Source organism: Actinomadura sp. 3N508 (genome assembly GCF_044326375.1).
GTDB lineage: Bacteria > Actinomycetota > Actinomycetes > Streptosporangiales > Streptosporangiaceae > Spirillospora.
This window is the reverse complement of sequence record NZ_JBIRAX010000001.1, coordinates 456,178-482,462: the sequence shown is the minus strand read 5'-3', so window position 1 is coordinate 482,462 and position 26,285 is coordinate 456,178. Positions and strand designations below refer to the sequence as shown.

Annotated in this window: 32 protein-coding genes and 1 tRNA gene; 22 read left to right on the top strand and 11 right to left on the bottom strand. The window is 72.8% G+C overall.

The genetic code is table 11. The features are described from left to right. The first annotated feature begins 31 nt into the window (after positions 1-31). The 4 genes from ACH34S_RS02190 (at position 32) to ACH34S_RS02175 (ending at position 3,876) form a co-directional block, all read left to right on the top strand. A complete protein-coding gene (locus ACH34S_RS02190) occupies positions 32-607 on the top strand; it encodes a YqgE/AlgH family protein (RefSeq protein ID WP_395950644.1) in 576 nt (191 codons plus the stop codon). A gap of 10 nt (positions 608-617) precedes the next feature. After that, complete coding sequence (locus ACH34S_RS02185; RefSeq protein ID WP_395950643.1) at positions 618-881, top strand: DUF3039 domain-containing protein; 264 nt, start codon at positions 618-620, stop codon at positions 879-881. Positions 882-1,084: 203 nt separating this feature from the next. Beyond that, complete coding sequence (locus tag ACH34S_RS02180; protein ID WP_395950642.1) at positions 1,085-1,999, top strand: zinc metalloprotease; 915 nt, start codon at positions 1,085-1,087, stop codon at positions 1,997-1,999. 131 nt (positions 2,000-2,130) lie between these two features. Next, on the top strand, positions 2,131-3,876 hold the full coding sequence (locus tag ACH34S_RS02175; protein ID WP_395951421.1) for a DEAD/DEAH box helicase: 1,746 nt from the start codon (positions 2,131-2,133) through the stop codon (positions 3,874-3,876). A 13-nt stretch (positions 3,877-3,889) separates the two neighbouring features. Here ACH34S_RS02175 and ACH34S_RS02170 read toward each other — a convergent pair whose 3' ends face one another. From ACH34S_RS02170 to ACH34S_RS02160, 3 genes are all read right to left on the bottom strand, one after another. Next, positions 3,890-4,453 (bottom strand): gluconokinase, encoded by a 564-nt coding sequence (locus ACH34S_RS02170; protein ID WP_395950641.1) that lies wholly within the window; start codon positions 4,451-4,453, stop codon positions 3,890-3,892. Between the two features lie 2 nt (positions 4,454-4,455). Then, positions 4,456-5,037 carry an isochorismatase family protein gene (locus tag ACH34S_RS02165; RefSeq protein WP_395950640.1) on the bottom strand — a complete coding sequence of 194 codons (582 nt, stop codon included), beginning with the start codon at positions 5,035-5,037 and terminating at the stop codon, positions 4,456-4,458. Between the two features lie 205 nt (positions 5,038-5,242). Then, entirely contained in the window at positions 5,243-6,595 is a 1,353-nt protein-coding gene (locus ACH34S_RS02160; RefSeq protein WP_395951420.1) for a nicotinate phosphoribosyltransferase, read from the bottom strand. A 115-nt stretch (positions 6,596-6,710) separates the two neighbouring features. Here ACH34S_RS02160 and clpS point away from each other — a divergent pair, with 115 nt between their 5' ends. The 10 genes from clpS to rdgB all read left to right on the top strand — a co-directional run bounded on the left by clpS (position 6,711) and on the right by rdgB (position 12,980). Continuing rightward, positions 6,711-7,007, top strand: a complete 297-nt coding sequence (clpS, locus tag ACH34S_RS02155) for an ATP-dependent Clp protease adapter ClpS (protein WP_395951419.1) — start codon at positions 6,711-6,713, stop codon at positions 7,005-7,007. Between the two features lie 6 nt (positions 7,008-7,013). Next, a complete protein-coding gene (locus tag ACH34S_RS02150) occupies positions 7,014-7,541 on the top strand; it encodes a DUF2017 domain-containing protein (protein ID WP_395950639.1) in 528 nt (175 codons plus the stop codon). 50 nt (positions 7,542-7,591) lie between these two features. After that, positions 7,592-8,008 carry a Mov34/MPN/PAD-1 family protein gene (locus ACH34S_RS02145; RefSeq protein WP_395950638.1) on the top strand — a complete coding sequence of 139 codons (417 nt, stop codon included), beginning with the start codon at positions 7,592-7,594 and terminating at the stop codon, positions 8,006-8,008. A 10-nt stretch (positions 8,009-8,018) separates the two neighbouring features. Further along, positions 8,019-8,198 (top strand): hypothetical protein, encoded by a 180-nt coding sequence (locus tag ACH34S_RS02140; protein WP_395950637.1) that lies wholly within the window; start codon positions 8,019-8,021, stop codon positions 8,196-8,198. 128 nt (positions 8,199-8,326) lie between these two features. Continuing rightward, positions 8,327-8,599 (top strand): MoaD/ThiS family protein, encoded by a 273-nt coding sequence (locus ACH34S_RS02135; protein WP_395950636.1) that lies wholly within the window; start codon positions 8,327-8,329, stop codon positions 8,597-8,599. 57 nt (positions 8,600-8,656) lie between these two features. Beyond that, a complete protein-coding gene (locus ACH34S_RS02130) occupies positions 8,657-9,604 on the top strand; it encodes a PLP-dependent cysteine synthase family protein (protein WP_395950635.1) in 948 nt (315 codons plus the stop codon). A 71-nt stretch (positions 9,605-9,675) separates the two neighbouring features. Continuing rightward, positions 9,676-10,485 carry a thioesterase family protein gene (locus ACH34S_RS02125; protein ID WP_395950634.1) on the top strand — a complete coding sequence of 270 codons (810 nt, stop codon included), beginning with the start codon at positions 9,676-9,678 and terminating at the stop codon, positions 10,483-10,485. 406 nt (positions 10,486-10,891) lie between these two features. Next, positions 10,892-11,641 (top strand): MBL fold metallo-hydrolase, encoded by a 750-nt coding sequence (locus ACH34S_RS02120; RefSeq protein ID WP_395950633.1) that lies wholly within the window; start codon positions 10,892-10,894, stop codon positions 11,639-11,641. Between the two features lie 20 nt (positions 11,642-11,661). Further along, positions 11,662-12,381 (top strand): ribonuclease PH, encoded by a 720-nt coding sequence (gene rph, locus ACH34S_RS02115; protein WP_395950632.1) that lies wholly within the window; start codon positions 11,662-11,664, stop codon positions 12,379-12,381. Next, positions 12,378-12,980: an RdgB/HAM1 family non-canonical purine NTP pyrophosphatase gene (gene rdgB, locus ACH34S_RS02110; protein ID WP_395950631.1), complete on the top strand. Its 603-nt coding sequence runs from the start codon at positions 12,378-12,380 to the stop codon at positions 12,978-12,980. Before rph ends, rdgB begins: the two co-directional genes overlap by 4 nt. Here rdgB and ACH34S_RS02105 read toward each other — a convergent pair. From ACH34S_RS02105 to ACH34S_RS02095, 3 genes are all read right to left on the bottom strand, one after another. Then, positions 12,977-13,897, bottom strand: coding sequence for an anti-sigma factor RsbA family regulatory protein (locus ACH34S_RS02105; protein WP_395950630.1), 921 nt, complete (start codon positions 13,895-13,897; stop codon positions 12,977-12,979). The genes rdgB and ACH34S_RS02105 overlap by 4 nt on opposite strands. Further along, complete coding sequence (locus tag ACH34S_RS02100) at positions 13,897-14,808, bottom strand: MEDS domain-containing protein (protein ID WP_395950629.1); 912 nt, start codon at positions 14,806-14,808, stop codon at positions 13,897-13,899. Before ACH34S_RS02100 ends, ACH34S_RS02105 begins: the two co-directional genes overlap by 1 nt. 77 nt (positions 14,809-14,885) lie before the next feature. Beyond that, a complete protein-coding gene (locus tag ACH34S_RS02095) occupies positions 14,886-15,878 on the bottom strand; it encodes an anti-sigma factor RsbA family regulatory protein (RefSeq protein WP_395950628.1) in 993 nt (330 codons plus the stop codon). A 263-nt stretch (positions 15,879-16,141) separates the two neighbouring features. Here ACH34S_RS02095 and ACH34S_RS02090 point away from each other — a divergent pair. Next, positions 16,142-16,226: transfer RNA gene (locus tag ACH34S_RS02090), tRNA-Leu, on the top strand. Positions 16,227-16,460: 234 nt separating this feature from the next. On the opposite strand, the gene bcp is transcribed toward ACH34S_RS02090, so the two are convergent. Beyond that, positions 16,461-16,928: a thioredoxin-dependent thiol peroxidase gene (bcp, locus tag ACH34S_RS02085; protein WP_395950627.1), complete on the bottom strand. Its 468-nt coding sequence runs from the start codon at positions 16,926-16,928 to the stop codon at positions 16,461-16,463. A 135-nt stretch (positions 16,929-17,063) separates the two neighbouring features. Here bcp and ACH34S_RS02080 point away from each other — a divergent pair, with 135 nt between their 5' ends. Continuing rightward, a complete protein-coding gene (locus ACH34S_RS02080) occupies positions 17,064-17,384 on the top strand; it encodes a DUF3618 domain-containing protein (RefSeq protein ID WP_395950626.1) in 321 nt (106 codons plus the stop codon). Here ACH34S_RS02080 and ACH34S_RS02075 read toward each other — a convergent pair. The 4 genes from ACH34S_RS02075 to ACH34S_RS02060 form a co-directional block, all read right to left on the bottom strand. Continuing rightward, positions 17,335-17,640, bottom strand: coding sequence for an anti-sigma factor family protein (locus tag ACH34S_RS02075; protein WP_395950625.1), 306 nt, complete (start codon positions 17,638-17,640; stop codon positions 17,335-17,337). The genes ACH34S_RS02080 and ACH34S_RS02075 overlap by 50 nt on opposite strands. A gap of 32 nt (positions 17,641-17,672) precedes the next feature. After that, on the bottom strand, positions 17,673-18,341 hold the full coding sequence (locus ACH34S_RS02070) for an SIMPL domain-containing protein (protein ID WP_395950624.1): 669 nt from the start codon (positions 18,339-18,341) through the stop codon (positions 17,673-17,675). 80 nt (positions 18,342-18,421) lie between these two features. Beyond that, positions 18,422-19,606 carry an amino acid deaminase/aldolase gene (locus tag ACH34S_RS02065; RefSeq protein ID WP_395951418.1) on the bottom strand — a complete coding sequence of 395 codons (1,185 nt, stop codon included), beginning with the start codon at positions 19,604-19,606 and terminating at the stop codon, positions 18,422-18,424. 66 nt (positions 19,607-19,672) lie between these two features. Beyond that, complete coding sequence (locus ACH34S_RS02060) at positions 19,673-20,791, bottom strand: winged helix DNA-binding domain-containing protein (protein WP_395950623.1); 1,119 nt, start codon at positions 20,789-20,791, stop codon at positions 19,673-19,675. Between the two features lie 102 nt (positions 20,792-20,893). Here ACH34S_RS02060 and purU point away from each other — a divergent pair, with 102 nt between their 5' ends. The 6 genes from purU to ACH34S_RS02030 all read left to right on the top strand — a co-directional run bounded on the left by purU (position 20,894) and on the right by ACH34S_RS02030 (position 26,114). After that, on the top strand, positions 20,894-21,751 hold the full coding sequence (purU, locus tag ACH34S_RS02055; RefSeq protein WP_395950622.1) for a formyltetrahydrofolate deformylase: 858 nt from the start codon (positions 20,894-20,896) through the stop codon (positions 21,749-21,751). Positions 21,752-21,881: 130 nt separating this feature from the next. Next, positions 21,882-22,511: a DUF6286 domain-containing protein gene (locus tag ACH34S_RS02050; protein ID WP_395950621.1), complete on the top strand. Its 630-nt coding sequence runs from the start codon at positions 21,882-21,884 to the stop codon at positions 22,509-22,511. A gap of 1 nt (position 22,512) precedes the next feature. Continuing rightward, a complete protein-coding gene (locus ACH34S_RS02045; protein ID WP_395950620.1) occupies positions 22,513-23,055 on the top strand; it encodes a hypothetical protein in 543 nt (180 codons plus the stop codon). Between the two features lie 550 nt (positions 23,056-23,605). Next, positions 23,606-25,207 carry an ATP-binding protein gene (locus tag ACH34S_RS02040; RefSeq protein WP_395950619.1) on the top strand — a complete coding sequence of 534 codons (1,602 nt, stop codon included), beginning with the start codon at positions 23,606-23,608 and terminating at the stop codon, positions 25,205-25,207. Further along, positions 25,204-25,875: a response regulator gene (locus ACH34S_RS02035; RefSeq protein ID WP_395950618.1), complete on the top strand. Its 672-nt coding sequence runs from the start codon at positions 25,204-25,206 to the stop codon at positions 25,873-25,875. The genes ACH34S_RS02040 and ACH34S_RS02035 overlap by 4 nt, the downstream gene beginning before the upstream one ends. Positions 25,876-25,922: 47 nt before the next feature. Continuing rightward, a complete protein-coding gene (locus tag ACH34S_RS02030) occupies positions 25,923-26,114 on the top strand; it encodes a hypothetical protein (RefSeq protein WP_395950617.1) in 192 nt (63 codons plus the stop codon). Positions 26,115-26,285: the final 171 nt, after the last annotated feature.

Here is a 26,285-nt window from a genome sequence, read left to right as displayed (position 1 = left end):
CCGGAGGTCCGCGCAACGCATGATGGAACCCATGGAAGACGGCATCAGGGTGGGGCTCCTGCTGGTGGCGACCCCTCAGCTGGAGGATCCGAATTTCCGGCGGAGCGTCGTCCTGCTGGTCGAGCACGACATGGAGGGCGGAACGCTCGGCGTTGTCCTCAACCGGCCGACCGAGGTGCCGGTCGACCGCGTCCTGCCGCCGTGGGCCGAGCTCGTCACCGGCCCGGCGGTCGTGTTCCAGGGCGGCCCGGTCGCGCTGGAGAACGCGCTCGCCCTGGCCCGCCTGCCCGGCGAGGACGAGCCGCTCGGCTGGCGCGCCCTGGACGGCGGCACGGAGGTGGCCAGGGTCGGCCTGGTCGACCTGGAGGCCCCGCCCGGCCTGCTGGCCGCCGAGCTGCTGCAGTTCCGGGTGTTCGCGGGCTACGCCGGCTGGTCGGCGGGGCAGCTGCGCGGGGAGATCGAGGACGGCTCCTGGTACCTGGTGCCGGCCGAGGCGGGCGATGTGTTCGCCGCCGACCCGGACGGGCTGTGGCGGCAGGTTCTGCGCAGGCAGGGCGGCGATCTGGCGTTCGTCTCCACGTTCCCCGAGGACCCGACGCTGAACTAAGGTGAAGCACGTGAGTACGAAGATCCTGCCCGACGGCGACACCCAGACAGATGTGCGGCCGGACCTCTCGCACGGTGACGGCGACCATGAGCGGTTCGCGCACTATGTGAAGAAGGCGAAGATCACCGAGAGCGCGGTGAGCGGCACGCCCGTGATCGCGCTGTGCGGCAAGGTCTGGGTGCCGAACCGGGACCCGAAGAAGTTCCCGGTCTGCCCGGAGTGCAAGGAGATCTACGAGTCGATGAAGCCGAGCGGCGGCAAAGACGACGAGTGACCGGCCGCCGCTGGGGAGCGGTGGCCGAGGGCGCCTCGCCGGTATCGGCGTGCGCGCGTGAGAGGTCCCGCGGTCGGGGGACATGACCGCGGGGCCCTCGCAGTTCCACGGGGCTTGAACACATCTACGGGGGATCGATGCGGCGGATCGCCGGGGTTTCACTCTGCGCACTACTGGTCACGGTGTGCGCCGTTCCAGTTTCAGTGAGTGACAGGACGCGGACCAAGGACAGGTCAGGGGCCGGGGCGCGGGTGCGGGCCGTCGCTCCGGTGGCGGCGGCTCAGGACGACTGCCTTCCGGAGGGCGGTGCGCGGACCGCGCGTCCGGGTGACCGGGCCGATCTCGGCCACGACCAGGTCGTCGCCATGCTCGCCGACCTCCGCCGGACGCTCACCGCCCGGTTCGGCACGTCCGACGAGCACCGCCTGGACTCGATGCTGCGCAGGGCGCGGCACATCACCGTCCCGGTGCGGTTCCACGTCGTGCACAGCGGGGGCAAGGGGCGGCTGTCGAAGGCGGCCGTCAAGCGGCAGGTCGCCACGCTGAACGCCGCGTACGGGGGGAGGAAGGGCGGCGTGGACACGCGCGTCAGGTTCCGCCTCGCCGGCTTCGACCGGACGAACAAGCCGTCGTGGTTCCGCCATCCGCGCAAGTACGAGGGCGCGATGAAGAGGCGCCTGCGCAAGGGCGGGCGCGGCACGCTGAACGTCTTCACCGCCGCCGTGGGAACCGACGTGCTCGGCTTCGCCACCTTCCCGCACCAGTACAAGGAGGACCCGCGCCTGGACGGCGTCACCATCGACTACCGCAGCCTGCCGAAGGGGCCGCTCGCGGAGTTCGACCGCGGCTACACGGCCGTCCACGAGATCGGGCACTGGCTCGGGCTGCTGCACACCTTCGAGGACGGCTGCCTGCCGCCGGGCGACGGGGTGCGCGACACGCCGTACGAGGCGATGCCGGCGGAAGGATGTCCTGACTTCCGCGACACCTGCCCGCAGCGCGGCGACGACCCCGTGCACAACTTCATGGACTACGCCCACGACGCCTGCATGCGGGAGTTCACCGCAGGCCAGGGCCGCAGGATCCGCGCCGCCTGGGCCGCCTACCGGGGCCGCTGACACCGGCCGCGCCGCCGCGGGCCCGCCGCGGACCCACTGTGGATCTCGGCACAAGTGGGGCCGCGGCGGCGCGATCTGTCGGTGGGGCTCGGTAGCCTTCGATGACCGTGAGCACCTTCGCCGCATCGAGCATGCCTCCCGCCTTCCCCGAGCGGGCCGCCTGGGGGACGGCGCAGTCCCTGCGCGCCTGGCAGCAGCAGGCGCTGGAGGCTTACTTCGGAACCGACGGCACGCAACCCGGCCCGCGCGACTTCCTCACCGTCGCGACGCCCGGCGCCGGTAAGACGACGTTCGCGCTCCGCCTGGCCCGCGAGCTGATGGAACGCCGCGTCATCGCCGCGATCACGGTCGTGTGCCCCACCGAGCATCTCAAGCGGCAGTGGGCCGAGTCCGCAGCCCGCGTCGGCATCAAGATCAACCCCGAGTACCAGAACGGCGACGGCCCCGTCGGCAAGGACTTCGACGGCATCGCCGTCACCTACGCCACCGTCGCGGCGCGTCCCGCGCTGCACCGCAACCGCACCGAGTCCCGCAAGCACCTCATCATCTTCGACGAGGTGCACCACGCGGGCGACGGGCTGTCCTGGGGCGACGCCGTCCGGGAGGCGTTCGAGCCCGCCACCCGCCGGCTGGCGCTGTCCGGCACGCCGTTCCGCACCGACATCAACCCGATCCCGTTCGTCCAGTACGACGAGGGCCCCGACGGCGTGCGCCGCAGCCGCGCCGACTACACCTACGGCTACGGCCCGGCCCTCGCCGACGGCGTCGTCCGCCCGGTGATCTTCCTGGCGTACGCGGGGGAGATGCGCTGGCGCACCCGCGCCGGCGACGAGATCACCGCGACCCTCGGCGAGCCCCTCACCCAGGACCAGACCGCCCAGGCGTGGCGCGCCGCGCTCGACCCCAAGGGCGACTGGATCAGGCAGGTCATCGCCGCCGCCGACCGCCGCCTCACCGAGCTGCGCCGTGTCATCCCCGACGCGGGCGGCCTGGTGATCGCCACCGACCACGAGACCGCCCGCGCCTACGCCGGGATGCTGCGCGCCGTCACCGGCCAGGGCGCCACGGTCGTGCTGTCGGACGACCCGGGCGCGTCCAAGAAGATCAAGCAGTTCACCGACACCGACGACCGCTGGATGGTCGCGGTCCGGATGGTGTCCGAGGGCGTCGACATCCCGCGGCTGTGCGTCGGCGTGTACGCCACGTCCACCAGCACGCCGCTGTTCTTCGCGCAGGCCATCGGCCGTTTCGTGCGCGCCCGCCGCCGCGGCGAGACCGCGTCGGTGTTCCTGCCGTCGGTCCCCACGCTGATGGGGCACGCCGCCGACATGGAGGAGGAGCGCGACCACGTCCTCGACCGTCCAGTCCGTGAAGATGGCCTCGACGACGACCTCCTCGCCGAGGCCAACCGGCAGAAAGACACCCCGGACGCGGTCGGCGAGGAGCTGCCGTTCGAGACCGTCGAGGCGTCCGCGACGTTCGACCGCGTCCTCTACGACGGCGGCGAGTTCGGCATGCACGCCCAGCCCGGCTCCGCCGAGGAGGAGGAGTACCTCGGCATCCCCGGCCTCCTCGAACCCGACCAGGTGTCGGCGCTGCTGCGCAAGCGCCAGGCCGACCAGCTCGCCGGCGAACGCAAGAAGAAGACCGGCGACCCGCGCGCCGACCGCACCACCGCCGAAGACCTCGCGACCCTACGCCGCGAGCTGAACGGCCTGGTCAACGCCTGGTACCACCGGACGGGCCAGCCGCAGGGCGTCATCCACAGCGAGCTCCGCCGCTCCTGCGGCGGCCCCGCCGTCCCGCAGGCCAGCGCCGACGACCTCCGCAAGCGCATCGCCAAGATCCGCGAATGGGCCGCCAAACGCCGCCACTGACCCCGGCGCGCTGCTACGTCCGCGACTGACGCGACGAGTCGCCGGCGGACGGGGAGAGGTCGAAGGCCCGGAGGAGGTGGGCGACCGTCTCCTCCGGAGAGTCTGTGATCGGCACGGTCAGGACGCCCTCGTCCGGGGCCGGGCGTTCCAGGTCGGCGAACTGGGTGTCGAGGAGGTCGGCGCTGAAGAAGTGGGCGTCGCGCCCCCCGATGCGGGCGGCGATCAGGTCACGGTCGCCGTCCAGCATGACCACGCGGGCGCCCGGCCGCCCGCCCGCCACCATCTCCCGGTAGCGGCGTTTGAGCGCGGAGCAGCTGACCACGCCGGGACGTCCAGCGGCGAGATGGTCGTCGACCCAGGCGGCGATGGCGCTCAGCCAGGGGAGCCGGTCGCCGTCGGTCAGCGGGTGGCCCGAGCGCATCTTCTCGATGTTGGCCTCGGTGTGGAACGAGTCGGCGTCGGCGTAGTCCCAGCCGAGCCGCTCGGCGAGCAGCCTCCCGATCGTGGTCTTGCCGCTGCCGGACACGCCGGCGATCACGACGACCGTCGGGGGGTGCGGGGCCGCGGGGGGTGCCATGGTCAGGAGGCCACGACCGGGGCGCCGGACATGACGATGCCCTCCTGGGCGAGCTCGTCCAGGGCGCGGTCGACGGTCGCCTTGCTGACCCCGGCGGTGAGGTCGAGCAGGACGGCGGTGCGCAGGCCCGCGCGGGCGGCGTCGACGGCGGTGGCGCGGACGCAGTGGTCGGTGGCGATGCCCGCGATGTCGACGGCGTCCACGCCGCGGGCGGCGAGCCAGTCGGCGAGGGGCGTCTCGTCGTCGGACGCGCCCTCGAAGCCGCTGTAGGCGGCGGTCTCGCGGCCCTTGCTGAAGACGGCCTCGATCGGCGCGAGCGCCAGGTTGGGGTGGAAGTCGGCGCCCGGCGTGCCGATCACGCAGTGCGGCGGCCAGGTGTCGGCGAAGTCGGGCTCGGCGGAGAAGTGCTCGCCCGGGTCGAGGTGGAAGTCGCGGGTCGCGACGATGTGCGCGTACTCGGGCCGGTGCCCCGCCATGTACCCGGAGATGGCCGTGGCCACGTCCGCCCCGCCGGCGACCGCGAGGGAGCCGCCCTCGCAGAAGTCGTTCTGCACATCGACGATGATCAAGGCCTTCTTGCCCATGACCGCTCCCTGTACGAGGCACCCCGACCGAAAAGTCCGATTCATCCGCTCTCTTCTGAGACGTGGCATTCTCGGCCCGTCGCAGGATGAAAAGGGCTCAATGGGGACCGTACCCCAGCTCCGCCCGGATGTTCTCAGTGAACATTTTTCATCCGGCCTGTTCGCCACGACCTGGCCTCGCGCGCCTGCCGAGGATGAAAAGTGTTCAGTGGCGTGGGCCGCCGTTGACGAACTCGGTCGGGACCGCGGGCTCGCCCCTGGAGAGCTGCGTCGCCGTCGGCGGCAGTTCGGCGATCGCGCGCGCGTGACGTTCCCGGGCGGCGGGGAGCGATTCGCGCCCGACGATCTCGCCGTCCCGCACGAGCGGCACCTGGAGGACGCGGTCGCGCGGGCCGGGCGTCGGCTCTCCGGTGGAGACGGTCTCGGCGTAGGCGGTGCCGTGGCCGTCGATGCGGCGGACCGCCGTCTTGCGCCCGCCGCGGCTCGGCTTGCCGGTGGAGCGTTTCGCGACCGGGCGCATGGGCGCGTCGTCGTCGGGGCCGTCCGAGCGGGCGACGAGCTTGTAGACGAGCGACGCGGTCGGGGCGCCCGAACCCGTCACCAGGGACGTCCCGACGCCGTAGCCGTTCACCGGCGCGGCGGCGAGGGCGGCGATGCCGAACTCGTCCAGGTCGCCGGTGACCACGATGCGGGTGCCGTGCGCGCCGAGCGAGTCGAGCTGGTCGCGGACGCGCCGCGCCACCACCCCGAGGTCACCGCTGTCGATGCGCACTGCCCCCAGCGACGGCCCGGCGAGTTCCACGGCCGTGCGCACCGCCCGTTCGACGTCGTAGGTGTCGATCAGCAGCGTGGTGCTCTCGCCCATCGCGGCGAGCTGGGCCTCGAACGCGTGCCGCTCGCTGTCGTGCAGGAGCGTGAACGAATGCGCGCTCGTCCCGGCCGTCGGCACCCCGTAGAGGCGGCCCGCCTCCAGGTTGGACGTGGTGGCGAACCCCGCGATGTAGGCGGCGCGGGCGGAGGCCACGGCGGCGCGCTCGTGCGCCCGCCGCGAACCCATCTCGATGATCGGACGGTCCTGCGCCGCCTGCACCATCCGGGACGCGGCCGACGCGATCGCGCAGTCGTGGTTCAGGATCGACAGCGCGACGGTCTCCAGCAGGACGGCCTCCGCGAACGTCCCCTCCACCACCAGGATCGGCGATTCCGGGAAATAGCAGTCGCCTTCGGCGTAGCCCCAGACGTTCCCGGTGAAGCGGTACTTCTCCAGCCATTGCGCGGTGGGCTCGTCCACGATGCCGTTCGAGGTCAGGTAGTCCAGCTCGGCGGGCTCGAAACGGAACCGCTCGATCGCGTCGAGGAGGCGTCCCGTCCCGGCGATGACGCCGTAGCGGCGGCCTGCGGGCAGGCTCCGCGCGAACACCTCGAACACGGCGCGCCGGCCGGCCGTCCCGCTGCGCAGCGCGGCCTGGAGCATGGTCAGCTCGTACCGGTCGGTCAGCAGGGCAGTACCGTCTCCAACGTCCACAGGTGGAACCTTACGGCCCGCTGTGGGCACCATGGTCGTGTAGCCCGCCACACCGGGACCCCGCCACATCCGCCGGGAGCGGCGCATAGCATCGGGTGCGGTGGGCCACCGACTTCACGCAGAGAGGGAGGCGAGCGGAATGAGCGCCATGAGCACGGCGCCCGCGCCCGTCGAACTGGAAAGGCCGGACGTCGAAGAGGACGTCAGCGCCGACCGGCCCTGGCTGGCCATCGTCTGGAACGATCCGATCAACCTGATGTCGTACGTCACCTACGTGTTCCAGGCCGTCTTCGCCTATCCCAAGGCCAAGGCCGAGAAGCTGATGCTCGACGTCCACCACAAGGGCCGCGCCGTGGTCGCCAACGGCACCCGCGAGGAGATGGAGCGCGACGTGGAGATCCTCCACTCCTACGGCCTGTGGGCCACCGTCAAGCGGGACGACTGAGCCCGGATGAGCCTTGTGGAGAAGAGCAGGGACGGCATCCGGGTGCGGCTTGAGCCCGAGGAGACCGCGCTCCTGCGCGCACTGATGGAGCAGCTCCTCGCGCTGATCGGCGACGCGCCCGGCGAGGACGACGAGCTCGCGTCCATGGGCATCGCCGAGAACGCCACCACGCCGGACGACCCCGTCCTGGCGCGGCTGTTCCCCGACGCCTACCGCGACGACGGCGAGTCCGCGACGGAGTTCCGCCGCTACACCGAGATGGGCCTGCGCGACGGCAAGCGCGAGGCGGCCGGGACGGTGCTGGCCTCGCTGGCCGGTCCCGGGTCCGAGATCGTCCTGGACGAGAAGCAGGCGCAGGCGTGGCTGCGGGCGCTCAACGACGTCCGGCTGGCGCTCGGCACCCGGCTGGACATCACCGAGGAGTGGTACGAGGAGGCGGAGAACATGTCGCCGGACGACCCGCGCGCCCCCCTGTTCGCCGCCTACGACTGGCTCACGTCGCTGCAGGAGAGCCTCGTCCGCGTCCTCTGGTGACCGCCGGCACCCTGGCGCGGGCCGGTGCGCCGCCGGGTAGCCTTCGGATCATGCTGACGATCGAACGGGCCCTGGTCGACAAGATCGTCGCGCATGCGCGCGCCGACCACCCCGACGAGGCCTGCGGCGTCATCGCCGGTCCCCTCGGCTCGGACCGGCCCGTCCGCTACATCGCGATGACGAACGCCGAGCGCTCCCCGACGTTCTACCGGTTCGACTCCCAGGAGCAGCTCAAGGTGTGGCGGGAGATGGACGACCGGGACGAGGAGCCCGTGGTGATCTACCACTCGCACACCTCGACCGAGGCGTACCCGTCCCGCACCGACATCTCCTACGCCGCCGAGCCGAACGCCCACTACGTGCTGGTCTCCACCCGCGACGAGGACGATCACGAGTTCCGCTCGTACCGGATCGTGGACGGCGAAGTGACCGAGGAAGAGGTCACGATCGTCGACTCCTACGGCTGAGGGCGGCGGCATGGCGGCGGGTACGGCGGCGGGAATCGTCCGGAACGCGCCCGGTAAACTGGCCGTCATGTGGACGGGTGAGCAGGGATCGGGCGGCGTGCGGCGCCGCACCGGCACCTCCGCCGTCCCACCCGTACAGAGCTTCCTCTTCGGGCACTCGCGCGCCGAGGTCGTCTACGACTGTCGCTGACGCGCCGATCCCGCCTCGGGAGAGGCCCGAACACGCCCGACCATGCCCGGAATCATCCCGCTGCCCGCCCGGTTGTGAGCAGGTTAGAGGGCGGGGAGCCCCGTACGACGTAGAAGGAGACCACCGCGATGGCGATCGAGGTCCGGATCCCGACGATCCTGCGCAACCTCACCGACGGCGCCAAGGCCGTCGAAGGCAAGGGCGGCACGCTGGACGAGCTGTTCACCGACCTGGACGCGCGCCACCCCGGCCTGCGCGACCGGCTGGTCGACGGCAAGGGCCTGCGCAAGTTCGTCAACGTCTACCTCAACGACGAGGATGTGCGCTTCCTCGGCGGGCTGGAGACCGAGGTCGCCGACGGCGACAACGTCACGATCCTGCCGGCCGTGGCCGGCGGCTGACCCCCGCCGCGAGCAGCGCGGGCCGAACGGCCCGTGCCGACAGAACAGAGCAGACACATGCGCTTCGACTCGCTGCTGGACTCGCTCGGCCGCACCCCGCTGGTCGGGCTGCCGCGCCTCTCGCCGTCCGCCGACGTCCGGATCTGGGCCAAGCTCGAAGACCGTAACCCCACCGGTTCGGTGAAGGACCGGCCCGCCTTCTACATGATCGAGAAGGCGGAGAAGGAGGGGCTGCTGACGCCCGGCCGCACGATCCTGGAGCCGACGTCCGGCAACACCGGCATCTCCCTCGCCATGGCCGCCACGCTGCGCGGCTACAAGATGATCTGCGTCATGCCGGAGAACACGTCCGCGGAGCGCCGCCAGCTCCTGGAGATGTGGGGCGCCAGGATCATCTTCTCGCCGGCGGCGGGCGGGTCGAACGAGGCCGTCCGGGTCGCGAAGGGGCTGGCGGCGGAGAACCCCGACTGGGTGATGCTCTACCAGTACGGCAACGAGGCCAACGCGCTCGCGCACTACGAGACGACCGGCCCCGAGATCCTCGAAGACCTCCCGACCGTGACGCACTTCGTCGCCGGGCTCGGCACCACGGGCACGCTGATGGGCGTCGGCCGGTTCCTGCGCGAGCGGGTGCCGGACGTCAAGATCGTCGCGGCGGAGCCCCGGTACGGCGACCTGGTGTACGGGCTGCGCAACATCGACGAGGGCTTCATCCCCGAGCTGTACGACGACTCCGTCCTGACCACCCGGTTCTCCGTCACCTCGGGCGACGCGCTGCGCCGCACCCGCGAGCTGCTCCAGCAGGAGGGCATCTTCGCGGGCATCTCCACCGGCGGCGCGCTGCACGCCGCGCTCGGGATGGCGGCCAAGGCGGTCAAGGCGGGCGAGCGCGCCGACATCGCGTTCGTGGTCGCGGACGGCGGCTGGAAGTACCTGTCCACCGGCGCGTACGGCGGCACCCTGGAGGAGGCCGAGGCCCGCCTCGAAGGCCAGCTCTGGGCCTGACTCCGGCCGCTCCGCCCCCGCGCGGTAGAGTGCATTCTCGAACGTCATTCTAGAAATGCGGGAGGGTGCGGGTGATCGGGTTCGGTGCGGCGACCGCGGTCGAACCGGCGGGCGAGGGGCGGTACGGCGCCGTCCTCGACGCGGGCTACCTCATCGGCGACGCGCTCAACGGCGGCTACCTCATGGCCGTCCTGGGCCGCGCCGCCGTCGCCGCGTCCCCGCACGCGCACCCCGTCTCGACCGCGGTGAACTTCCACCGCGTCGCCGTGCCCGGCCCCGCCGAGGTGATCGTGGAGCCGCGCAAGGAGGGCCGGACGGCGGCCACGGCCCGGGTCACGCTCGTCCAGGACGGCCGCCCCGCCGCGGACGCCCTGATCACCACCGCCACCCTCGACACCACCGCCGAACCCGCCTGGTCCGGCGCCGAGCCCACCGGCCTGCCGCCCCTGGAGGAGTGCACCGCCGCCCGCCCGCCGTCCGGCAGCAGCGGTTTCGCCGACCAGGTGGACATGCGCTTCGACCCGGCCACGATGGGCTGGCTGGACGGGCGCCCCAGCGGACGGCCCGAGGTCCGCGCCTGGTTCCGGCTCCGCGACGGCCACCCGCCCGACGCCTACGTGCTCGCCCTCGCCGTGGACGCGCTGCCGCCCGTCGTGCTGAACCTCGGCGCGCGAGGCTGGGCACCGACCGTCGAGCTGACCTGGCACATGCGCGCCGTCCCGGCGCCGGGCCGGCTCGCCCTGCACGGCAGCGGCCGCGTCCTCACCGGCGGCTGGTTCGACGAGGACGTCGAGGTCTGGGACTCCACCGGACGGCTCGTCGCGCAGAGCCGCCAGCTCGCCCGCGCCCCCCGCGCCCCCCGCGCCGCGGAACGGCTGTGAGCCGAATCACCGGCGTTTCGGCGGGCCCGCGACCGCATCATCCGCGCGCCGCGTGAGCTGGACGGTTTTCCGCCGCGTGGCGGTGTGATGTCCAACGCATGACGCGCCCGCGCGCGGCCGTGTCGCTTAGCCTTGTGCACCATGTCAGACCCAACGCGGGGGGACGGCCTCCCGACGCTCCCATCGGGATCTCCGACAGCGGACTCCGCCGTCCCGCCGCCGCACGCTCCGCGCCCGTGGGCACCGCCCGCGCGCCCGGATCGGCGACGCCTCGCGGGCGGCACCTCGAAACCCGCGGACGACCGGGTCACACTGGTGGCAGGTGCCGACGCGGCCGCCACCGCCGTCAACCGGGTGCCGGCTCTCTGACCACCTGATTCCTCGGGGACCCGAAGGAGGAGTGAGCGTGCGGGTCACAGTGATCGGCTGCTCGGGGAGCTTTCCCGGGCCGGACAGCCCCGCGTCCAGCTACCTGATCGAGGCGGACGGCTACGCGCTGGTCCTTGATCTCGGCAACGGCGCCCTCGGGTCGCTGCAGCGCTTCCGCTCGCTGTACGAGATCGACGCCGTCTGCATCTCGCACCTGCACGCCGATCACTGCCTCGACCTGTGCGGTTACTGGGTGGCGCGCACCTACCGGCCGGGCGGCCCGGCGCCGCGGATCCCGGTGCACGGCCCCGAGGGCACGGCCGCGCGCATGGCCAAGGCCTACGACCTGGACCCCGAGCCCGGCATGTCCGGGGCGTTCGAGTTCCGGACGCTGCGCCGCGGCCCCTACGACATCGGCCCGTTCCGCGTGACGACCGCGCTGATGCCGCACCCGGTGGAGGCGTACGCGTTCCGCATCGAGCACGACGGCAAGACCGTCGCCTACTCCGGCGACACGGGCGCGTCGGACACGCTGGTCGAGCTCGCGAGCGGCGCCGACCTGTTCCTCTGCGAGGCGTCCTTCCTCGACAAGCCGGGCCTCCCGGCCGAGCTCCATCTGACCGCCCGCGAGGCCGGCGAGCACGCCGCCCGCGCCGGGACGGGACGGCTCGTCCTCACCCATCTGGTGCCGTGGAACGATGCCGACGTCTCGTTCAAGGAGGCCAAGGCCAGCGGCTACGACGGGCCCATCGAGCTGGCCCGTGTGGGCGCCCAGTACACCCTCTGAATCCCGCTAGGGTGTTCCGCATGGCTCGCCCCGATGATCGCGCTTACGACCAGCTCCGTCCCGTCCGCATCCAGCGCGGCTGGCTCGACCACGCGGAGGGGTCGGTGCTGATCGAGTTCGGCGCGACCCGGGTGCTGTGCGCCGCGTCCGTGCAGGAGTCGGTGCCCCGCTGGCGGCGCGACAGCGGCCTCGGCTGGGTCACCGCCGAGTACGCGATGCTGCCCCGCGCGACCAACACCCGCAACGACCGCGAGGCCGTCCGGGGCCGGATCGGCGGCCGCACCCACGAGATCTCCCGGCTGATCGGGCGGTCCATCCGCGCGTGCGTCGACTTCAAGGCGCTCGGGGAGAACACCGTCCAGCTCGACTGCGACGTCCTCCAGGCCGACGGCGGCACCCGCACCGCCGCGATCACCGGCGCGTACGTGGCGCTCGCCGACGCCGTCTCCTGGATGCGGGGCCGCAAGCTGCTGCGCGGCGACCCGCTGATCACGTCCGTGGCGGCGGTCAGCGTCGGCGTCGTGGACGGCGAGCCCCGCCTCGACCTCTGCTACGAGGAGGACACCGCCGCCAACACCGACATGAACGTCGTGTGCACGGGCGACGGCCGCTTCGCCGAGGTGCAGGGCACCGCCGAACGCACCCCGTTCGACCGTTCCGAGCTGGACGCGCTGCTCGACCTCGCCTCCGCCGGCTGCGCCGAGCTGACCGGGCTCCAAGCCGCGGCGCTCATCCGATGAGGATCGTCCTCGCGACCCACAACCAGGGCAAGGTCGCGGAACTGAAGCGCATCCTCGGCGACCTCGACATCGCCGGTCTCGACGACTTCCCCGGCGCGCCCGACGTGGCGGAGACCGAGCTGACGTTCGAGGGCAACGCGCTGCTGAAGGCCCGCGCGGTCTCCGCGTTCACCGGCCTGCCCGCCGTCGCCGACGACTCGGGCCTGTGCGTGGACGCGCTGAACGGCATGCCGGGCGTCCTGTCCGCCCGCTGGTCGGGCCGCCTCGGCGCCGCCACCGGCGACCGCGACGCCGCCAACCTGCGGCTCGTGCTCGACCAGATCGCCGACGTGCCCGACGAGCAGCGCGGTGGGGCGTTCGTGTGCGCGGCCGTCCTGGTCGTCCCGGGCGGCGTGGAGCACGCCGTCGAGGGCCGGCTGCGCGGCACCGTGATCCGCGAACCCCGCGGAACGGGCGGCTTCGGCTACGACCCGGTCTTCGTCCCCGAAGGGGAGACCCGCACCACCGCGGAGATGTCCCCGGAGGAAAAGGACGCCATCAGCCACCGGGGCAGGGCCTTCCGCGCCCTGGCAGCCCTGATCCCCGCAGCCCTGGCCTAACGAACCCGCAGGCGGACGAACGTTCCATCCCAGCCGGCGCGGAGTTCCATCAGGTCGACCAGGAGGCGGACGGTCCAGAGGCCGAAGCCGCGCTGGAGGGCCGAGTCGGGCGGGATGAAGCCGGTGAGCGGGCTCGGGCCGGGCCGCCAGAAGCCGTTGTCGCCGATCTCGCAGATCAGGTCGGTGCCGTCCTGCCAGACCCAGAGCCCGATCGGGGGCGTGCCGTGCTGCAGCGCGTTCGCGGCGACCTCGTTGGCGGCGGTGACCAGGTTCTGCGCGCGCTGGTGGGCGAGGCCGTGCTTGACGGCGCGGTCGCCGACGAAGGCCCGCAGCGCGTGCAGGTCGTCGCCGTCGATGGGCAGGTAGTCGGCGTCGCGCGGGCGGTCGAAGCGCAGGCCGCGGTCGCAGCCGGAGCCGAACGTCTCCGGGTCGACGTAATGCTCGCTGCGCTCGCTGTGCCCGGGTGACACCAGCCAGGGGTGGGTGCGCCGCGCCTCCGCGACGACCCGGGGCGGCAGCGTCCCGGTGTCGTAGGGGCAGAGCGCACGGGCGCCCGAACCATCGAACACGACGTTGATGAGGGATTCGTAGCGGATCCACTCCAGGGTCTGCCGCTCGTCCCAGCCGTCCCAGACGGGCTCGGCGAGGGCGCAGACGGTGCGCGGCGCGCTCTCCTTCACCACGTTCTGGTAGTCGCGCAGGGTGTGGACCGGATGCCGGTAGAAGTCGGCCGAGTCGAAGTACTGGATCGGCGGGGCGTCGGCCGCGAGCACGTCCCGCAGCGCGGTGAGGTTGGGTTCACGGGCCACGGCGATCACGGCCTGGTCGCGCTCCAGCCCGGACTTGAGGAACGGGATGGTGACGTCCAGGAACTCCTCGACGTCGCGGTACAGAAAAGCCCTGTGGTCGATGCTCATCAGCCGATCCCCTCCGTGCCGGAGAGCGGCCCCTCTTCGCCGCGGGTGAGGCCCGGCAGCCGGTGCCAGCCGACCATCTCGATGACGCTCTCCACACTGGGCGCCAGGCGGTCGAGCACCAGCGGCTCGCTCGCCGGCAGGACGGTGGCGTGCCGCGCCATCAGGTGCAGGCCGCCGAGGTCGATGAACGCGAGCCGGGACAGGTCCAGGTGGACGCGGCGGCGCTCCTTGCTCACCTGGGTGAGCTGCTCGGCGAACACGGCGTGCCGGGCGGCGTCGAGCTCTCCTTCGACGCGCAGGCCGTCAGGTTCGAAAGTGCGCACTATCTTCAGGATCCCGTCATCGAATTCGGGGTTCACTTCCACGAGAACCTCGTGTGTGTCGCGGAGGGCGATGAGCTCTTCGCGCGGGCACGCGTGCTGGTCGATCTGGCAGATCGCCATGGCCATGGTGCTCGGCGAGACGGCGTCGCCGACCCGGTGCTCGCAGCCCAGCATCTGGCCGAGGTCGGAACCCGGCTCGGTCAGCAGCCAGCTGTAGTCGGTGGTGATGCGCACGGCGCGGAAGCCCTGGTCGAAAGCCTGGTCGACCTCGTGGCCGAGGGTGTCGACCATCATGGCGGGCGCGAAGCCGCCGTACCGGTCGAGGCAGGCTTCCTGCCGTGAGATCACCCGGAGCTGGCCGGTCCGGCGGTAGGCGTCCACGTCGATCCGGTGCCGTTCGCCGAGGCCGGGAAGCCGCTCGGGCGGCGCGTCGGTGACGTACACGACCTTCTCGTTGGTCTGCAGGCCCTCCTGGACGAAGGGCCCGATGACCCGGTCGCGCTCCTCGGGACCGCTGTAGGCCAGCCAGCCGTGATCTCCGGGCCGGACGCCGCTGACCGGGCGCTTGGCGAACCAGGGTGTGTCCATGGCCTGCCCATCAAGGTCGGTGACTGGTTCAGCGTACGCCGCCGGCGGCGTTTTGGAAGCCCAACGCATGGAGTTCCTCACGCTCTGTCCATGTCCGGCGACGAAGGCAAGGTCAGCCGCAGGCGGACGACGCTGCCATGGTCGCCCGTCCGGATCTGGACGACCGAGCACAGCAGCCGTACCGCCCACAGGCCGAACCGCCCGTCGGACTTGGCGGCCCTGGGGCGCGGCGGGATCAGCCCGTAGCCGCTGCCCGGCGGCCACGTGCCCCCGTCGGTGACCTCGCAGACGAAGGCGGGCTCGCCGTCGGAGGCGTCCGTCCACATGCGCAGGACGATCGGCGGCTCGCCGTGCCGCAGCGCGTTGGTGACGATCTCGGTGACCGCGACGAGGAGCCGCTGGACGCCCTCCTCGGGCAGCGGCGTCAGCCGGGCGTACTCCGACACGTAGGCGCGCAGCCAGAACAGGTCGGGCTGGTCGATCTTGAAGGTGTCGGCGCCGGGCGGCGGCGCGGGCAGCGGCTCGCGGTCGCACTGCTCGCAGAAGGTCCACGGGTCGACGAACCCGGGGTTGGCGAGGGCCCGCGCGCCGCGCACGGTCTCGGGGTGCGTCTTGCGGGCCGCCGCGACGACCCCGGCGGGCAGCGTGGCCGCGTAGGGGCACAGCAGCACCGCGCCGGTGCCGCGGAACGCGACGTTCAGGACGGCCTCGGCGCGCTGCCACTCCGCGACCTCCAGCGGTGACCGCGACGCCCACACCGGGTCGCCGAGGACACGGAGCCGGCGCCCCTGCCAGGCGGTGTCGTCGGCGTCGCTGAGGCAGTCGGCCAGCGTCCGGGACGGGTGCGCGTACCACGCGGACGCGTCGGCGAACTCGACGGCCGCGGCGTCGGGGCCGAGCGCGTCGCGCAGCAGCATCTCCCGCGCGGTCCCGCACACGGCGAGGACGCGATCACCGGCGTTCACGCCCTCCTGGAGGAACGGCACGGCTCCGTCGAGGAGCTGATCCTTGCCGTTGTAGGGAAGCACGCGGTGCGTGAAGGAATCGTTCACGGCGGTACCGCCGAGCATGTGGTCATGGCGTCACCGACTGTGCGGGCGGGCGGACTCATCAAGCCTAGGCCGCGCGCGTCCGCCTGCCGAGGGCGTTCCGCAAATACCCTGGTGGCAAATATGGGACGGCTGTCCGCAATTCCGGCGAGGGGGCGTCCCTTACCCGGACGGGCAGGCGATCAGTCCATCACTCGACATTGACGCGAGCGTCCGGCCGGTGAATTACGTTGCCGGGCCGGCCGACCAAAACGCTAAGCTGAACGCGCTTCCTCGAAGCACCGGCGGGCGTGGCGAAATCAGGTATACGCGGCAGGTTTAGGTCCTGTTGGTGGCGACACCGTGGGGGTTCGAATCCCCCCGCCCGCACTGTGTTGGCCCAGGGGGGCGACCCCCTGGAACCCCCGTTGCGGTCGGCGGACCGTTTCCCGAGCCGCTGGCGCGTCTCGTGAAACGGCCCGCCGACCGTCGGGTCGTGCGACCTCCGGGCGCTGGGCGCCCTCCGGCCGCACGACCCGTAACCCCGGCTGAGGTTCCCGCCCAGCGCCCTCGGTCGTAGGGGCCGTGACCTGGGATTAGGGCTCGTCCGAGAAGGTTGGGGCCTTAGAGGTCCAGGTCTCGGCGGAGGCGGTCTACGTGGCCGGTGGCGCGGACGTTGTAGTACGCCTGCTCGATCTTGCCTTCGGCGTCGATGATGAAGGTGGACCGGATGACGCCTACGACGACCCGGCCGTACAGCTTCTTCTCGCCGTAGGCGCCGTACGCCTGGAGGGTCTCGGTGTCGGCGTCCGAGAGCAGCGGGAAGGTCAGGCCCTCCTTCTCCCGGAACTTGGCGAGCTTGGCCGGCTTGTCGGGGGAGATGCCCACGACCGCGACGCCCGCCGTCTCCAGGTCGCCGAGGCTGCCCTGGAAGTCGACCGCCTCCTTGGTACAGCCGGGCGTCAGGGCGGCCGGGTAGAAGTAGAGGATCACGCGCCGCCCGCGCAACGAGGCCAGCGACAGCGGTTCGCCGTCGGCGTCGGGAAGCTCGAACTCGGGGGCGACGTCCCCTGGCTGCAGCCGCTCGGACACGCTGTCCGCCTTTCGCTCGGGTGGTTCGTCCAACGGTACCGGCTGGGGTACGGCGGACGTCCGGCGGGAAGACCTGCCACACTGTTCGGATCACTTCGCTGGTCATGGATTCGCCCGACACGATAAGGACACGGCATGGCTGACAGGGCCCGCGACCCGGACGCGCTGGAACGGGAGCTCCAGCTCACCCGCCAGAGCTTCGCCCGCACCATCGACGAGCTCGCCGCCCGGGTCAATCCGAAGAACGTCGCGCAGCGGGGCACCGAGCGGCTGAAGGAGGAGGCCGGTCAGGTCGCGCGGGCGGTCGGGTCGGTCGTGCGTCCGGCCGAGAAGTCCGGCGAGTCCGACACCAAGGAGCCGGGCGGGATCGACAAGCGGCTGGTGGTGGCGGGCATCGGGGCCGCCGTCACCGTGACCGCCCTGGTCCTCTGGAACCGTAGGCGCAAGCGCCGCTGAACCTTGACCCGGAGGCGCCGGTCCGCATGTCGCGGCCGGCGCCTTTGCGTGCCGGGACGACGCGCTTGTGCGCGGGGCGCTGTGCGATGGTGCGGCGGAGCAGCTCGGCGACGCCGCGCAGCTCGGCGAGCTCGGCGCGGCACGGCGGGCAGCCGCGCAGATGCGCCGACAGCTCGGCCGCCTCGGCGCCGCGCAGCCGTCCCAGGGCGTAGACGCCGAGGCCGATGCGGAACTCCCCGCAGTCCGGTCCTCCCACACCATGGAGTACGGGCGGCGGGCCCGGCCCGTTCAGCGGGACGCGTCGAGGTCGGGCGGGGTGACGGTGAAGCGGGCCTCCACGGCGGCGCGGACGGTCTGCGTCGCGGGCTCCAGATCGATCGGCTCGGGCTCGTCCGGGGCCACGCCGCCGTACGCGGCGGCGAGCGTGACGGGGCCGCCCAGGTCGTGGCGGCCGAGGCCCTCGTCGGACAGCTCGACCAGCCCGGTGAGCCGGGAGCCGAGCGCCTCGGCGTAGCTGCGGGCGCGCTCGACGGCCTCGTGCGCGGCCTGCCGCGCCGCCCGCCCGTACACCTCGCTGTCGCGCCGCAGCTCCCACTCCGGCCCGTTCACGTAGGTGCGCTCCATGTCGGCGAGCCGGGTGACCAGCTCGCCGAGGATGCCGAAGTCGGCGACCGTGATCTTGATCCAGACCGTGCCGCGGTAGGCGCGGACGTCCCCCTCGCGCCGCTTCTGCCTCAGCAGCGGCGCGATCGACAGCCCGCCCGTCTCCACCTTCTCCACGGCCTCGCCGTAGGACCTGACCAGGTCGAGGCAGCGCTGGTTGCGCTCGGTGAGCCGGTCGAGGGCCGCGCGCCGGTCGGGCTCCTGCGACTGGACGTGCACCGACAGCCGCGCGATCTCCGGGTCGGCCTCCAGCACCGCCTCACCGCGAACACTGATCATCGGAGCATCGCTCATGCCCCCAACCTAGCCCTCACCCGACCTTCTCGGACGGGACCTCAGCCGCCGCCACGGGGGTTGAAGGGGGTCGCCCCCCTTCACAGGAAGGTCTGGGCCTCGCCTCTGTAGGTGGGGACGGTTCGGACGATTCTGCCGTCGTCGATCAGGTGGAGGGCGGCGAAGCGCTCGCAGAGTTCGCCGGCCTTGGTGTGGCGGAACCAGACGCGGTCGCCGACGGAGAGGAGGTCGGCGGCGTGGCCGAGCAGCGGGGTCTGGACCTCGCCCGCGCCCTCGTCGCGGTCGTAGCGCAGGCCGGCGGGCAGGTAGGGCTGCGGGAGCCGGACGGCGTCGCCGGGGCCGGAGGCGAGGTAGCCGCCGCCGAGGCAGGTCGCGACGCCGGGGGCGGGGCGCCGGACGACGGGCAGCGCGAACAGCGCGGCGGGGCGTCCGGTGAAGTTGGAGTACTGGTCGAACAGGTGCGGCTGGTAGAGGCCGGAGCCCGCGGCGACCTCGGTGATCGAGCGTTCGGCGGCGGTCGTCTCGACGCTGCCGGTGCCGCCGCCGTTGACGAACTCCAGGTCGGTCAGCGCCCGGACGGCCTGGACGATCGCGGCGCGGCGGCGGGCCAGCTCGATCCGGGACCGCCGCTGCATGGCGCGGATGGCGCGGCTCCGGGCGGGGCGTCCGGGCGGGACGTCGCCGACCCCGGCGATCTGCGACTCGTACGCCATCAGCCCGGCGAGGTGGAGCGAGGGCCGCTTGAGGATCTGCTCGGCGAACTCGGTGACCTGGGCCGGGGTGTGGAGCGGGGAGCGCAGCGCGCCGATCCGGACGCGTCCGCCTAGGGGGCGGTAGGAGGCGTCGATGTCGACGCAGACGCGGATCGGGTGGTCGCCCGCGGCGGACTCGATCAGGTCGAGGTGCTCCGGCGAGTCGGTCATGAGCGTGATGGCGCGGGCGGCGGCGGGGTCGGCGGCCAGGTCGGCGAGGGCGGTCCGGTCGGTGGTGGGGTAAGCGACGAGGATGTCGTCGCTGACGTTCGCGCGCGCTAGCCAGAGCGCTTCGGGGAGGGTGAACGCCATGATCCCGGCGAAGCCGTCCAGGGCGAGGACGTCCTCCAGGAGCGCGCGGCAGCGCACCGACTTGCTCGCGACCCGGATCGGCTTGCCGGCGGCGCGGCGGGCGAGGCCGGCGGCGTTGGCGCGGAAGGCCGCGAGGTCGACGACGGCGAACGGGGCCTCGAGCCCGGCCGTCGCGGCGTCGTAGCGATCCCGGAGGTTCATGCTCGTCACGGCGGCCAGTATAGGACGAACGTGAAAACCTCTCACGTAAGGAGAGGGTGGCGGCGGCTATCGAGTTATGTGGACCTTCCGGGTCCCGGCATCGGCGGCGGCGAAGCCGATCATGCGGTGCGCCTCCGCCTCCAGTGCCTCGGCGTCGGCCGGTTCGGGTTCGTCGTATGTCTTGATCGTCAGGGTGGCCTGGTCGCCCTGGTGATCGAGGGTCCATTCGCCCGCGGTGAAGCCGTCGATGAGGACGATGCTGGGCACGGGCCGCCGCACGCGGTAGTTCCGCGCCTCGAAGTGGCCGGTGATCACGCGGCTCCGGTCGGCGTGCGACAGCAGCAGGTTGTCGAAGTCGTAGAGCAGCCGCGGCGGCGCGGGCACGTCGGGGCCGGGACGGGGAGCGTCCGGCAGGTCGAACAGCTCGCGTCCCTTCTCGTCCTCGAACGTGACCAGGCGCGGCCGGAGCCGCTCCATCACCTCCTTCAGCCTGGTCAGGCCCGACCAGGTCTGCGCGTCCATCACGGTGGACGGCCCGAACGCCGCCAGATAGCGCATGATCAGCTCGTCGGGCGCCGTGCCGGCCGCGAGCGGCTCGCCCAGCCACGCCTCGGCGGTGGTGTGCGCGATCGGGCCGCTCGACCCCCACACGCCGCGCGGCGGGACCTGCACCAGCGCCATCATGCAGCGGGCCGCGTAGGCGAGGGACGCCGGGGCGCGGTCGCCCCAGCCGGCCGCGCGGCCATGCTCGGCCAGAAGCGCGCCGAGCTGCTTGCTCGTGAGCGGCTTCTCCTCCAGGAGCGGGCGAGCCGCGGCGACCAGTTCGGCCATGTCGAGGCCCTCGACGGGCTTGGCGTGCGTGAAGTTCTTGAAGAGGTCCCGGTCGAGGACGGGCTGGACGAGGGGGCGCAGGCGGAGCGCGTCCCGGGCGCTGACCAGGTGGATCGTCGATCGCATCAGCGCCAGCCGGACGAGCCGGCGGGACACGAGCAGCTCCGCCACGTCCTGCGGCGTCACCCCGTCGAGCCGGACGCCGAGCCCCGCGTACCAGGTGTGCGGGGTCTGCGCCTGGAGCCCGGCCAGCCGCTCGACCGCCTCCACCACGGGCATCGCCGCCCGTTCCAGCAGGAGCTGCCGGGCCAGCGTGGCGCGGTTCAGGGCGCGCCGGGACAGTCGCTCGCTCATGCGGGCCATTCTCCAGCCCGGCGCGCGCCGCTCGGGCCCGTGGGGGGTGGGCGGCGCGTAAGCTCGGAGAGAGGTCCTGAGCTGCCGCTTCCCGCCCGAAAGATGAGACCCGTGAACCAATATGTGCTGACCCTGTCATGCCCCGACCGGCCCGGCATCGTCGCCGCCGTCTCGGGGCTGCTGGCCGAGCGCGGGTGCAACATCCTGGAGAGCCAGCAGTTCGGCGACGGCGACTCCGGCGTCTTCTTCATGCGGGTCCAGTTCGCCGCCCCGGACGGCACCGACCCCGACGAGATGCGCGGCGCGTTCGCGTCCCTGGCGCCCGAGTTGGAGCTGGAGTGGCGGCTGCACGCGCTGGCCGAGCGGCCGCGCGTCCTGATCATGGTGTCGAAGGGCGGGCACTGCCTGAACGACCTGCTCTACCGGACGCGGTCCGGGCTGCTCGACATCGACATCGTCGCGGTCGCGTCCAACCATCCCGACCTGCGGCCCCTCACCCAGTCGTACGGGATCGACTACCACCACCTGCCGGCCGGGCCGGGCGGCAAGCCCGCGCAGGAGGCCGAGATCCTGACGCTGGTCGAGCACTACCGCGCCGACCTGGTCGTCCTCGCCCGGTACATGCAGATCCTGTCGGACGACTTCTGCGCCAAGCTGCCCGGCGCGATCATCAACATCCACCATTCGTTCCTGCCGAGCTTCAAGGGCGCCCGCCCCTACCACCAGGCGCACGCGCGCGGGGTGAAGCTGATCGGCGCCACCGCGCACTACGTCACCGCCGACCTGGACGAGGGCCCGATCATCGAGCAGGAGGTCGCGCGCGTCGACCACACCCACAGCCCGGAGGAGCTCGTGGCCGTGGGGCGCGACGTCGAGTGCCTGGCGCTGGCGCGGGCCGTCCGGTGGCACACCGAGCACCGCGTCCTGCTCAACGGGGACCGCACCGTCGTCTTCCGCTGACCCGCGCGGGGTCGCGGCGGCTGACCTGCGCTTCGTCCGGACGATGTCGGCATGGCGGGTTTCGCTGTGCGTAACGATGCCTCACCATGGGTGACGATGTCGGACGTGCCGATGGCTCACGGGGGTGGCCATGACCGAGACGCTGGTCCAGCGTTCGGGTGACAAGGACGTGATCGAGGAGGCGCAGCACGAGCGGCGGGCGCGGCGGCTGGCCGTCCGCGAGTTCCGGCCCCGGCGCGCGCTCGCCGGGTTCGCCGCCGCGCTGCTGGTCACCGCCGTGGGCGGGGTCGCCGCGATCGAGCTGCTGGCGGCGCTGCTCGGGTCCGCCGTGCACCCCGTGCCGGGCATGGCCGAGGCCGCGGACGCGCTGCGCGGGCGCACCTGGAACGACCCGGACGTCATGATCGCCGCGGCCGGGGTCGCCGCCCTCGGGCTCGCGTTCCTGCTGGCCGCGCTGCCGGGACGGCTCCGCGGCATGCCGCTGGCCGGGTCCGATCCGCGCCTGGCGGGCGTGCTCGGACGCGCCGCCCTGCACCGCACGCTGGCGGACGCGGCGCTCGGCGTGCACGGCATCGAGCGCGCCCGCGTCCGCCGCCGGGGGCTGGTCCGCAGGCGGCTCGTCGTCCGGGCGGCCACGCACTACCGCAACCCGGCGAACCTCGCCGAGCTGGTGCACCGCGCGGTCGACGAGCGCCTCGACCGCATCGAGCCGATGCGCCGGCCGGACGTCGACGTCCGGCTCGGCTGGCGGAAGGACTGAGATGCGGATCGCGATCGCGGCAACCGGAGCGGCGCTGCTGCTCTGCGGGGGCGCGGCCCTCGCCGCCGGCCTCGGCGCGTTCGACGCGCTCCTCGCCCTGTCGGGCCGGCCGCTGCTCGACCCCGCCCTCCCGCGGTTCGCCGCCGGCAACGGCTGGTTCCTGCCCGTCGCGGCGGGCGTCGCGGAGATCGTGGCGCTCGCCGGGCAGCTGTGGCTGGTGTTCCAGTGCCGGGCGCTCGTCCACCGGCGGTGGCCTGACCTGGACGCGCAGACCCGCGCCCTCGCCCGGACCGCGGCCGGCGACCTGGCCCGGGACGCGCGGGGGCTGCCGGGCGTGCAGGACGCCCGCGTCCGGCTCACCGGCACGGCCACCCGGCCCCGGCTGCGCATGCGGGTCTCGTTCGCGGGCGACGCCCTCGTCGGCGAGGTGTACGGCGAGCTGGGCGCGGGCCCGGTCGAGCGGTACCGGCAGGCGGTCGGGATGCCGGACTTGCCGGTGGTGGTCCGCTTCCGCGCCGCGTCCAAGCGCGGTAAGCGGCGGTAAACGGCGGTAGGGCCCCGGAGGCGCCCGGGAAGGGCCGCCCGGTGTCAGGAGCGGGGTGGACTCTGACACCGGGCGGCTGCGCGCGGGCCCCGGAACGGAACCGGCCGATTCCGGTGTGAAGCACATCCCGTCCACCGGCTGAAGCTCGCCCGCGCGGCTCGCGCGGCCGCACGCCCGCGCGCCTGAACGCGGTGTGCCGGCCGATCTTCTGACGCGCCCGTTCGGGCCGACCTCGGCCAATCCGGCATACGGCGCGTACTACGACCTTGTGATGCTCCAAGCTGTGAAGCAAGGAGCGGCGCCCGTCCGGATCCGCTGGTTGCGGGGGCTGCGGATCCTGGACGGGCGCCGGCGCCTCGGCAGACGCCCATGCGCCGGGCGGAGCGGGCGCATGCACACGGCGGACGCCTGCACTGGAAACGGGCTCGCAGGTGTGGAGCCTTTTCGTCTGAGGCGGAGTCTGTGCACTCGTGACTATGCGCGGTCCAGTAACGATGGTCACGCTTGTGTACATTTCGTTCACGGCGTGGAGCGACGAAAGGTGGCGACAGTGCGGCGTCCCGCATGGACGTGGCCCGGCCGCTGGAGCCTGGCACGGCAGCTGCTCGTGCTGCAGGCCGCGATCGTGGGCCTGCTCGTTTCGGTCGGCGCGACCATCGCCTACCTCGACGCCGACCGCGCCGCCGACGCCGCCGCCAGGCAGACGGTGACGGCGGTCGCGCGGACCATCGCGAACGCCGCGAACATCCCGGCCGCGCTCGCCACCCGCGACCCGAGCAAGCTGCTGCAGCCGTACGCCGAACGCGTCCGCCGCGACGCCCGCGTCGACTTCATCACGATCATGAGCCCGGGCGGGATCCGCTACACCCATCCGAACCCGGCCAGGATCGGCGGGCAGTTCGTCGGCAACACCGGGCCCGCCCTCGCCGGACGGACGTTCACCGAGACCTACACCGGCACGCTCGGCCCGTCCGTCCGCGCCGTCACGCCCGTGTTCGGCCGTGACGGCCGCATCATCGCGCTCGTGTCGGTCGGCATCACGGTCCGCGTCATCTCGGCGGAGCTGCAGCAGCGGCTCCTCTACGTCGTCGGCGTGGCCTGTGCCGTCCTCGCCGCCGGGCTGGGCTGCAGCTACCTGGTGTCCGCGCGGCTGCGCCGGCAGACCCGCGGCGCCGCGCCCGGCGAGCTGCGCGAGATGTTCGAGTACTATCAAGCGATCTTGCACGCCGTCCGCGAGGGCCTGCTCCTCCTGGACCGGGCGGGACGCATCGTCCTGTGCAACGACGCCGCCCGCGACCTGCTCGGCCTCGGTGACGCCTCGCGCGGGCAGCCCGTCGCGAAACTCGGGCTGTCCGACGAGCTGGTCGCCACGTTCGTGTCCGCCAAACCGCGATCGGACGAGATCCATGTCAGCGACACCCGCGTCCTCGTCGTGAACACCTCGCCGGTCCGGTCGCGGGACCGGGCGATGGGCAACGTGGTCACCCTCCGCGACCACACCGAGCTGATGGGGCTGACCGGCGAGCTGGACACCGTCCGCGGCTTCGCCGAGTCGCTGCGCTCCCAGGCCCACGAGGCCGCGAACCGGCTGCACACGGTCGTGTCGCTGGTGGAGCTCGGCCGTCCGGACGACGCCGTCGAGTTCGCCACCGCCGAGCTGGAGACCGCGCAGCGGCTCACCGACCGGGTCGTCGGCTCGGCGACCGAGCCGGTGCTGGTCGCGCTGCTGCTCGGCAAGTCCGCGGAGGCGGGGGAGCGCGGCGTCGAGCTCGTCGTCACCGACGACACCGCCATCGAGGGCCTGGTGGAGCCCCGCGACCTCGTCACCATCCTCGGCAACCTCATCGACAACGCCGTCGACGCCGCCCTCGCGGGCTCCGGGTCCCGCCCGCCCCGCGTGGTGGTCAGCGCCCGCAGGGACGGCGGCGAACTCGTCCTCCAGGTCGCCGACAGCGGGCGCGGCGTCGACCCGGCCGCCGTCCCGGAGATGTTCCGGCGCGGCTGGACGACCAAGACCTCCGGCGGGCCCGTCGGGCACGGCCTCGGCCTCGCCCTCGTCGGGCAGGCCGTCCGGCGGCACCGCGGCGACATCCACGTCGGCCACGACGGCGGCGCCATCTTCACCGTCCGACTTCCCCTGGAGTCCCGATGATCAGAGTGCTCGTCGTCGAGGACGACCCCGTCGCCGCCGAGGCGCACCGCTCCTACGTCGAGCGCGTCGCCGGGTTCACCGTCGCGGGGGTCGTCCATTCCGGCGCGGACGCCCTCCGCTTCTGCGAGAAGACCCCCGTCGACGTCGTCCTGCTCGACTTCTACCTGCCCGACACCCACGGCCTGAAGGTGTGCCGCGCGCTCCGCGCCGGCGGCAGCGACGTGGACGTCATCGCCGTCACCTCCGCGCGCGACCTCGCCGTGATCCGCTCGGCGGTGTCGGTCGGCGTCGTCCAGTACCTGCTCAAGCCGTTCACGTTCGCGTCCCTGCGCGACAAGCTCGTCGGATATGCGCGGTTCCGGGAGCAGGCCGTCGGCACCGGCGAGGTCAGCGGCCAGGCCGACGTGGACGGCATGCTCGCCACCCTCCGCAGCCCCGGCCACCGCTCGCTGCCGAAGGGCATGAGCCGCGAGACGCTCCAGGCCGTCACCGAGGTGCTGGCGGGCGCTGCCGACGGGCTGTCGGCCGCCGCGGCCGCCGACCTCACCGGCGTGTCGCGCGTCACGGCCCGCCGCTATCTCGAATACCTCGCGGAGAATGGCCTGGCGCGGCGCAGGCCCCACTATGGTCAGGTCGGGCGTCCAGAGGTGCGCTTCTACCCCGGGTAGACGGGGTACGCATGAGGCGACGGTGAAACGACAGCGGGGGAGTCGTGGTGAACGAGAAGCCGGAGAAGGCCGAATCCGAGACGACCGGCGCCGGGACCAGCGGTTCCGAGACGACCGGGGCCGGGACGGCCGGGGAGGACCGCGAGAAGCGGCCGCCCGCGTCCGCCAAGGACGAGCCCCAGCCGAAGAAGAAGCCCGGCGACGCCGCCCGCAAGATGCGCGAGATGTTCAAGGGCTAGCCCGGCCGCGGCATCCGATGCCGGGCCTGTGCGGGTAAACCGGCGTTGACCTGGTCTTTCGCTGAAATGGTGATTCGCCGCCGCGGTCGCGAGCATGAACCGGACGTCAGCCGTCCCGCGGGGCGAACCCGCGGGCGGGAGCGAACCGGAGGCGCGGAGCGCCGGTCCTTC

Coding starts and splice junctions, on each gene's coding strand:
- ACH34S_RS02070 (WP_395950624.1), bottom strand. CDS start 18,341: ATGAGCGATGCTCCGATGATCAGTGTTCGCGGTGAGGCGGTGCTGGAG.
- ACH34S_RS02050 (WP_395950621.1), top strand. CDS start 21,882: ATGACCGAGACGCTGGTCCAGCGTTCGGGTGACAAGGACGTGATCGAG.
- ACH34S_RS02165 (WP_395950640.1), bottom strand. CDS start 5,037: ATGGGCAAGAAGGCCTTGATCATCGTCGATGTGCAGAACGACTTCTGC.
- ACH34S_RS02035 (WP_395950618.1), top strand. CDS start 25,204: ATGATCAGAGTGCTCGTCGTCGAGGACGACCCCGTCGCCGCCGAGGCG.
- ACH34S_RS02145 (WP_395950638.1), top strand. CDS start 7,592: ATGCTGACGATCGAACGGGCCCTGGTCGACAAGATCGTCGCGCATGCG.
- ACH34S_RS02135 (WP_395950636.1), top strand. CDS start 8,327: ATGGCGATCGAGGTCCGGATCCCGACGATCCTGCGCAACCTCACCGAC.
- ACH34S_RS02170 (WP_395950641.1), bottom strand. CDS start 4,453: ATGGCACCCCCCGCGGCCCCGCACCCCCCGACGGTCGTCGTGATCGCC.
- ACH34S_RS02065 (WP_395951418.1), bottom strand. CDS start 19,606: ATGAACCTCCGGGATCGCTACGACGCCGCGACGGCCGGGCTCGAGGCC.
- clpS (WP_395951419.1), top strand. CDS start 6,711: ATGAGCACGGCGCCCGCGCCCGTCGAACTGGAAAGGCCGGACGTCGAA.
- ACH34S_RS02095 (WP_395950628.1), bottom strand. CDS start 15,878: ATGCTCGGCGGTACCGCCGTGAACGATTCCTTCACGCACCGCGTGCTT.
- ACH34S_RS02080 (WP_395950626.1), top strand. CDS start 17,064: ATGGCTGACAGGGCCCGCGACCCGGACGCGCTGGAACGGGAGCTCCAG.
- rph (WP_395950632.1), top strand. CDS start 11,662: ATGGCTCGCCCCGATGATCGCGCTTACGACCAGCTCCGTCCCGTCCGC.
- ACH34S_RS02130 (WP_395950635.1), top strand. CDS start 8,657: ATGCGCTTCGACTCGCTGCTGGACTCGCTCGGCCGCACCCCGCTGGTC.
- ACH34S_RS02175 (WP_395951421.1), top strand. CDS start 2,131: ATGCCTCCCGCCTTCCCCGAGCGGGCCGCCTGGGGGACGGCGCAGTCC.
- ACH34S_RS02045 (WP_395950620.1), top strand. CDS start 22,513: ATGCGGATCGCGATCGCGGCAACCGGAGCGGCGCTGCTGCTCTGCGGG.
- purU (WP_395950622.1), top strand. CDS start 20,894: ATGAGACCCGTGAACCAATATGTGCTGACCCTGTCATGCCCCGACCGG.
- ACH34S_RS02105 (WP_395950630.1), bottom strand. CDS start 13,897: ATGAGCATCGACCACAGGGCTTTTCTGTACCGCGACGTCGAGGAGTTC.
- rdgB (WP_395950631.1), top strand. CDS start 12,378: ATGAGGATCGTCCTCGCGACCCACAACCAGGGCAAGGTCGCGGAACTG.
- ACH34S_RS02060 (WP_395950623.1), bottom strand. CDS start 20,791: ATGAGCGAGCGACTGTCCCGGCGCGCCCTGAACCGCGCCACGCTGGCC.
- ACH34S_RS02190 (WP_395950644.1), top strand. CDS start 32: ATGGAAGACGGCATCAGGGTGGGGCTCCTGCTGGTGGCGACCCCTCAG.
- ACH34S_RS02160 (WP_395951420.1), bottom strand. CDS start 6,595: ATGGTGCCCACAGCGGGCCGTAAGGTTCCACCTGTGGACGTTGGAGAC.
- ACH34S_RS02150 (WP_395950639.1), top strand. CDS start 7,014: ATGAGCCTTGTGGAGAAGAGCAGGGACGGCATCCGGGTGCGGCTTGAG.
- ACH34S_RS02100 (WP_395950629.1), bottom strand. CDS start 14,808: ATGGACACACCCTGGTTCGCCAAGCGCCCGGTCAGCGGCGTCCGGCCC.
- ACH34S_RS02140 (WP_395950637.1), top strand. CDS start 8,019: ATGGCGGCGGGTACGGCGGCGGGAATCGTCCGGAACGCGCCCGGTAAA.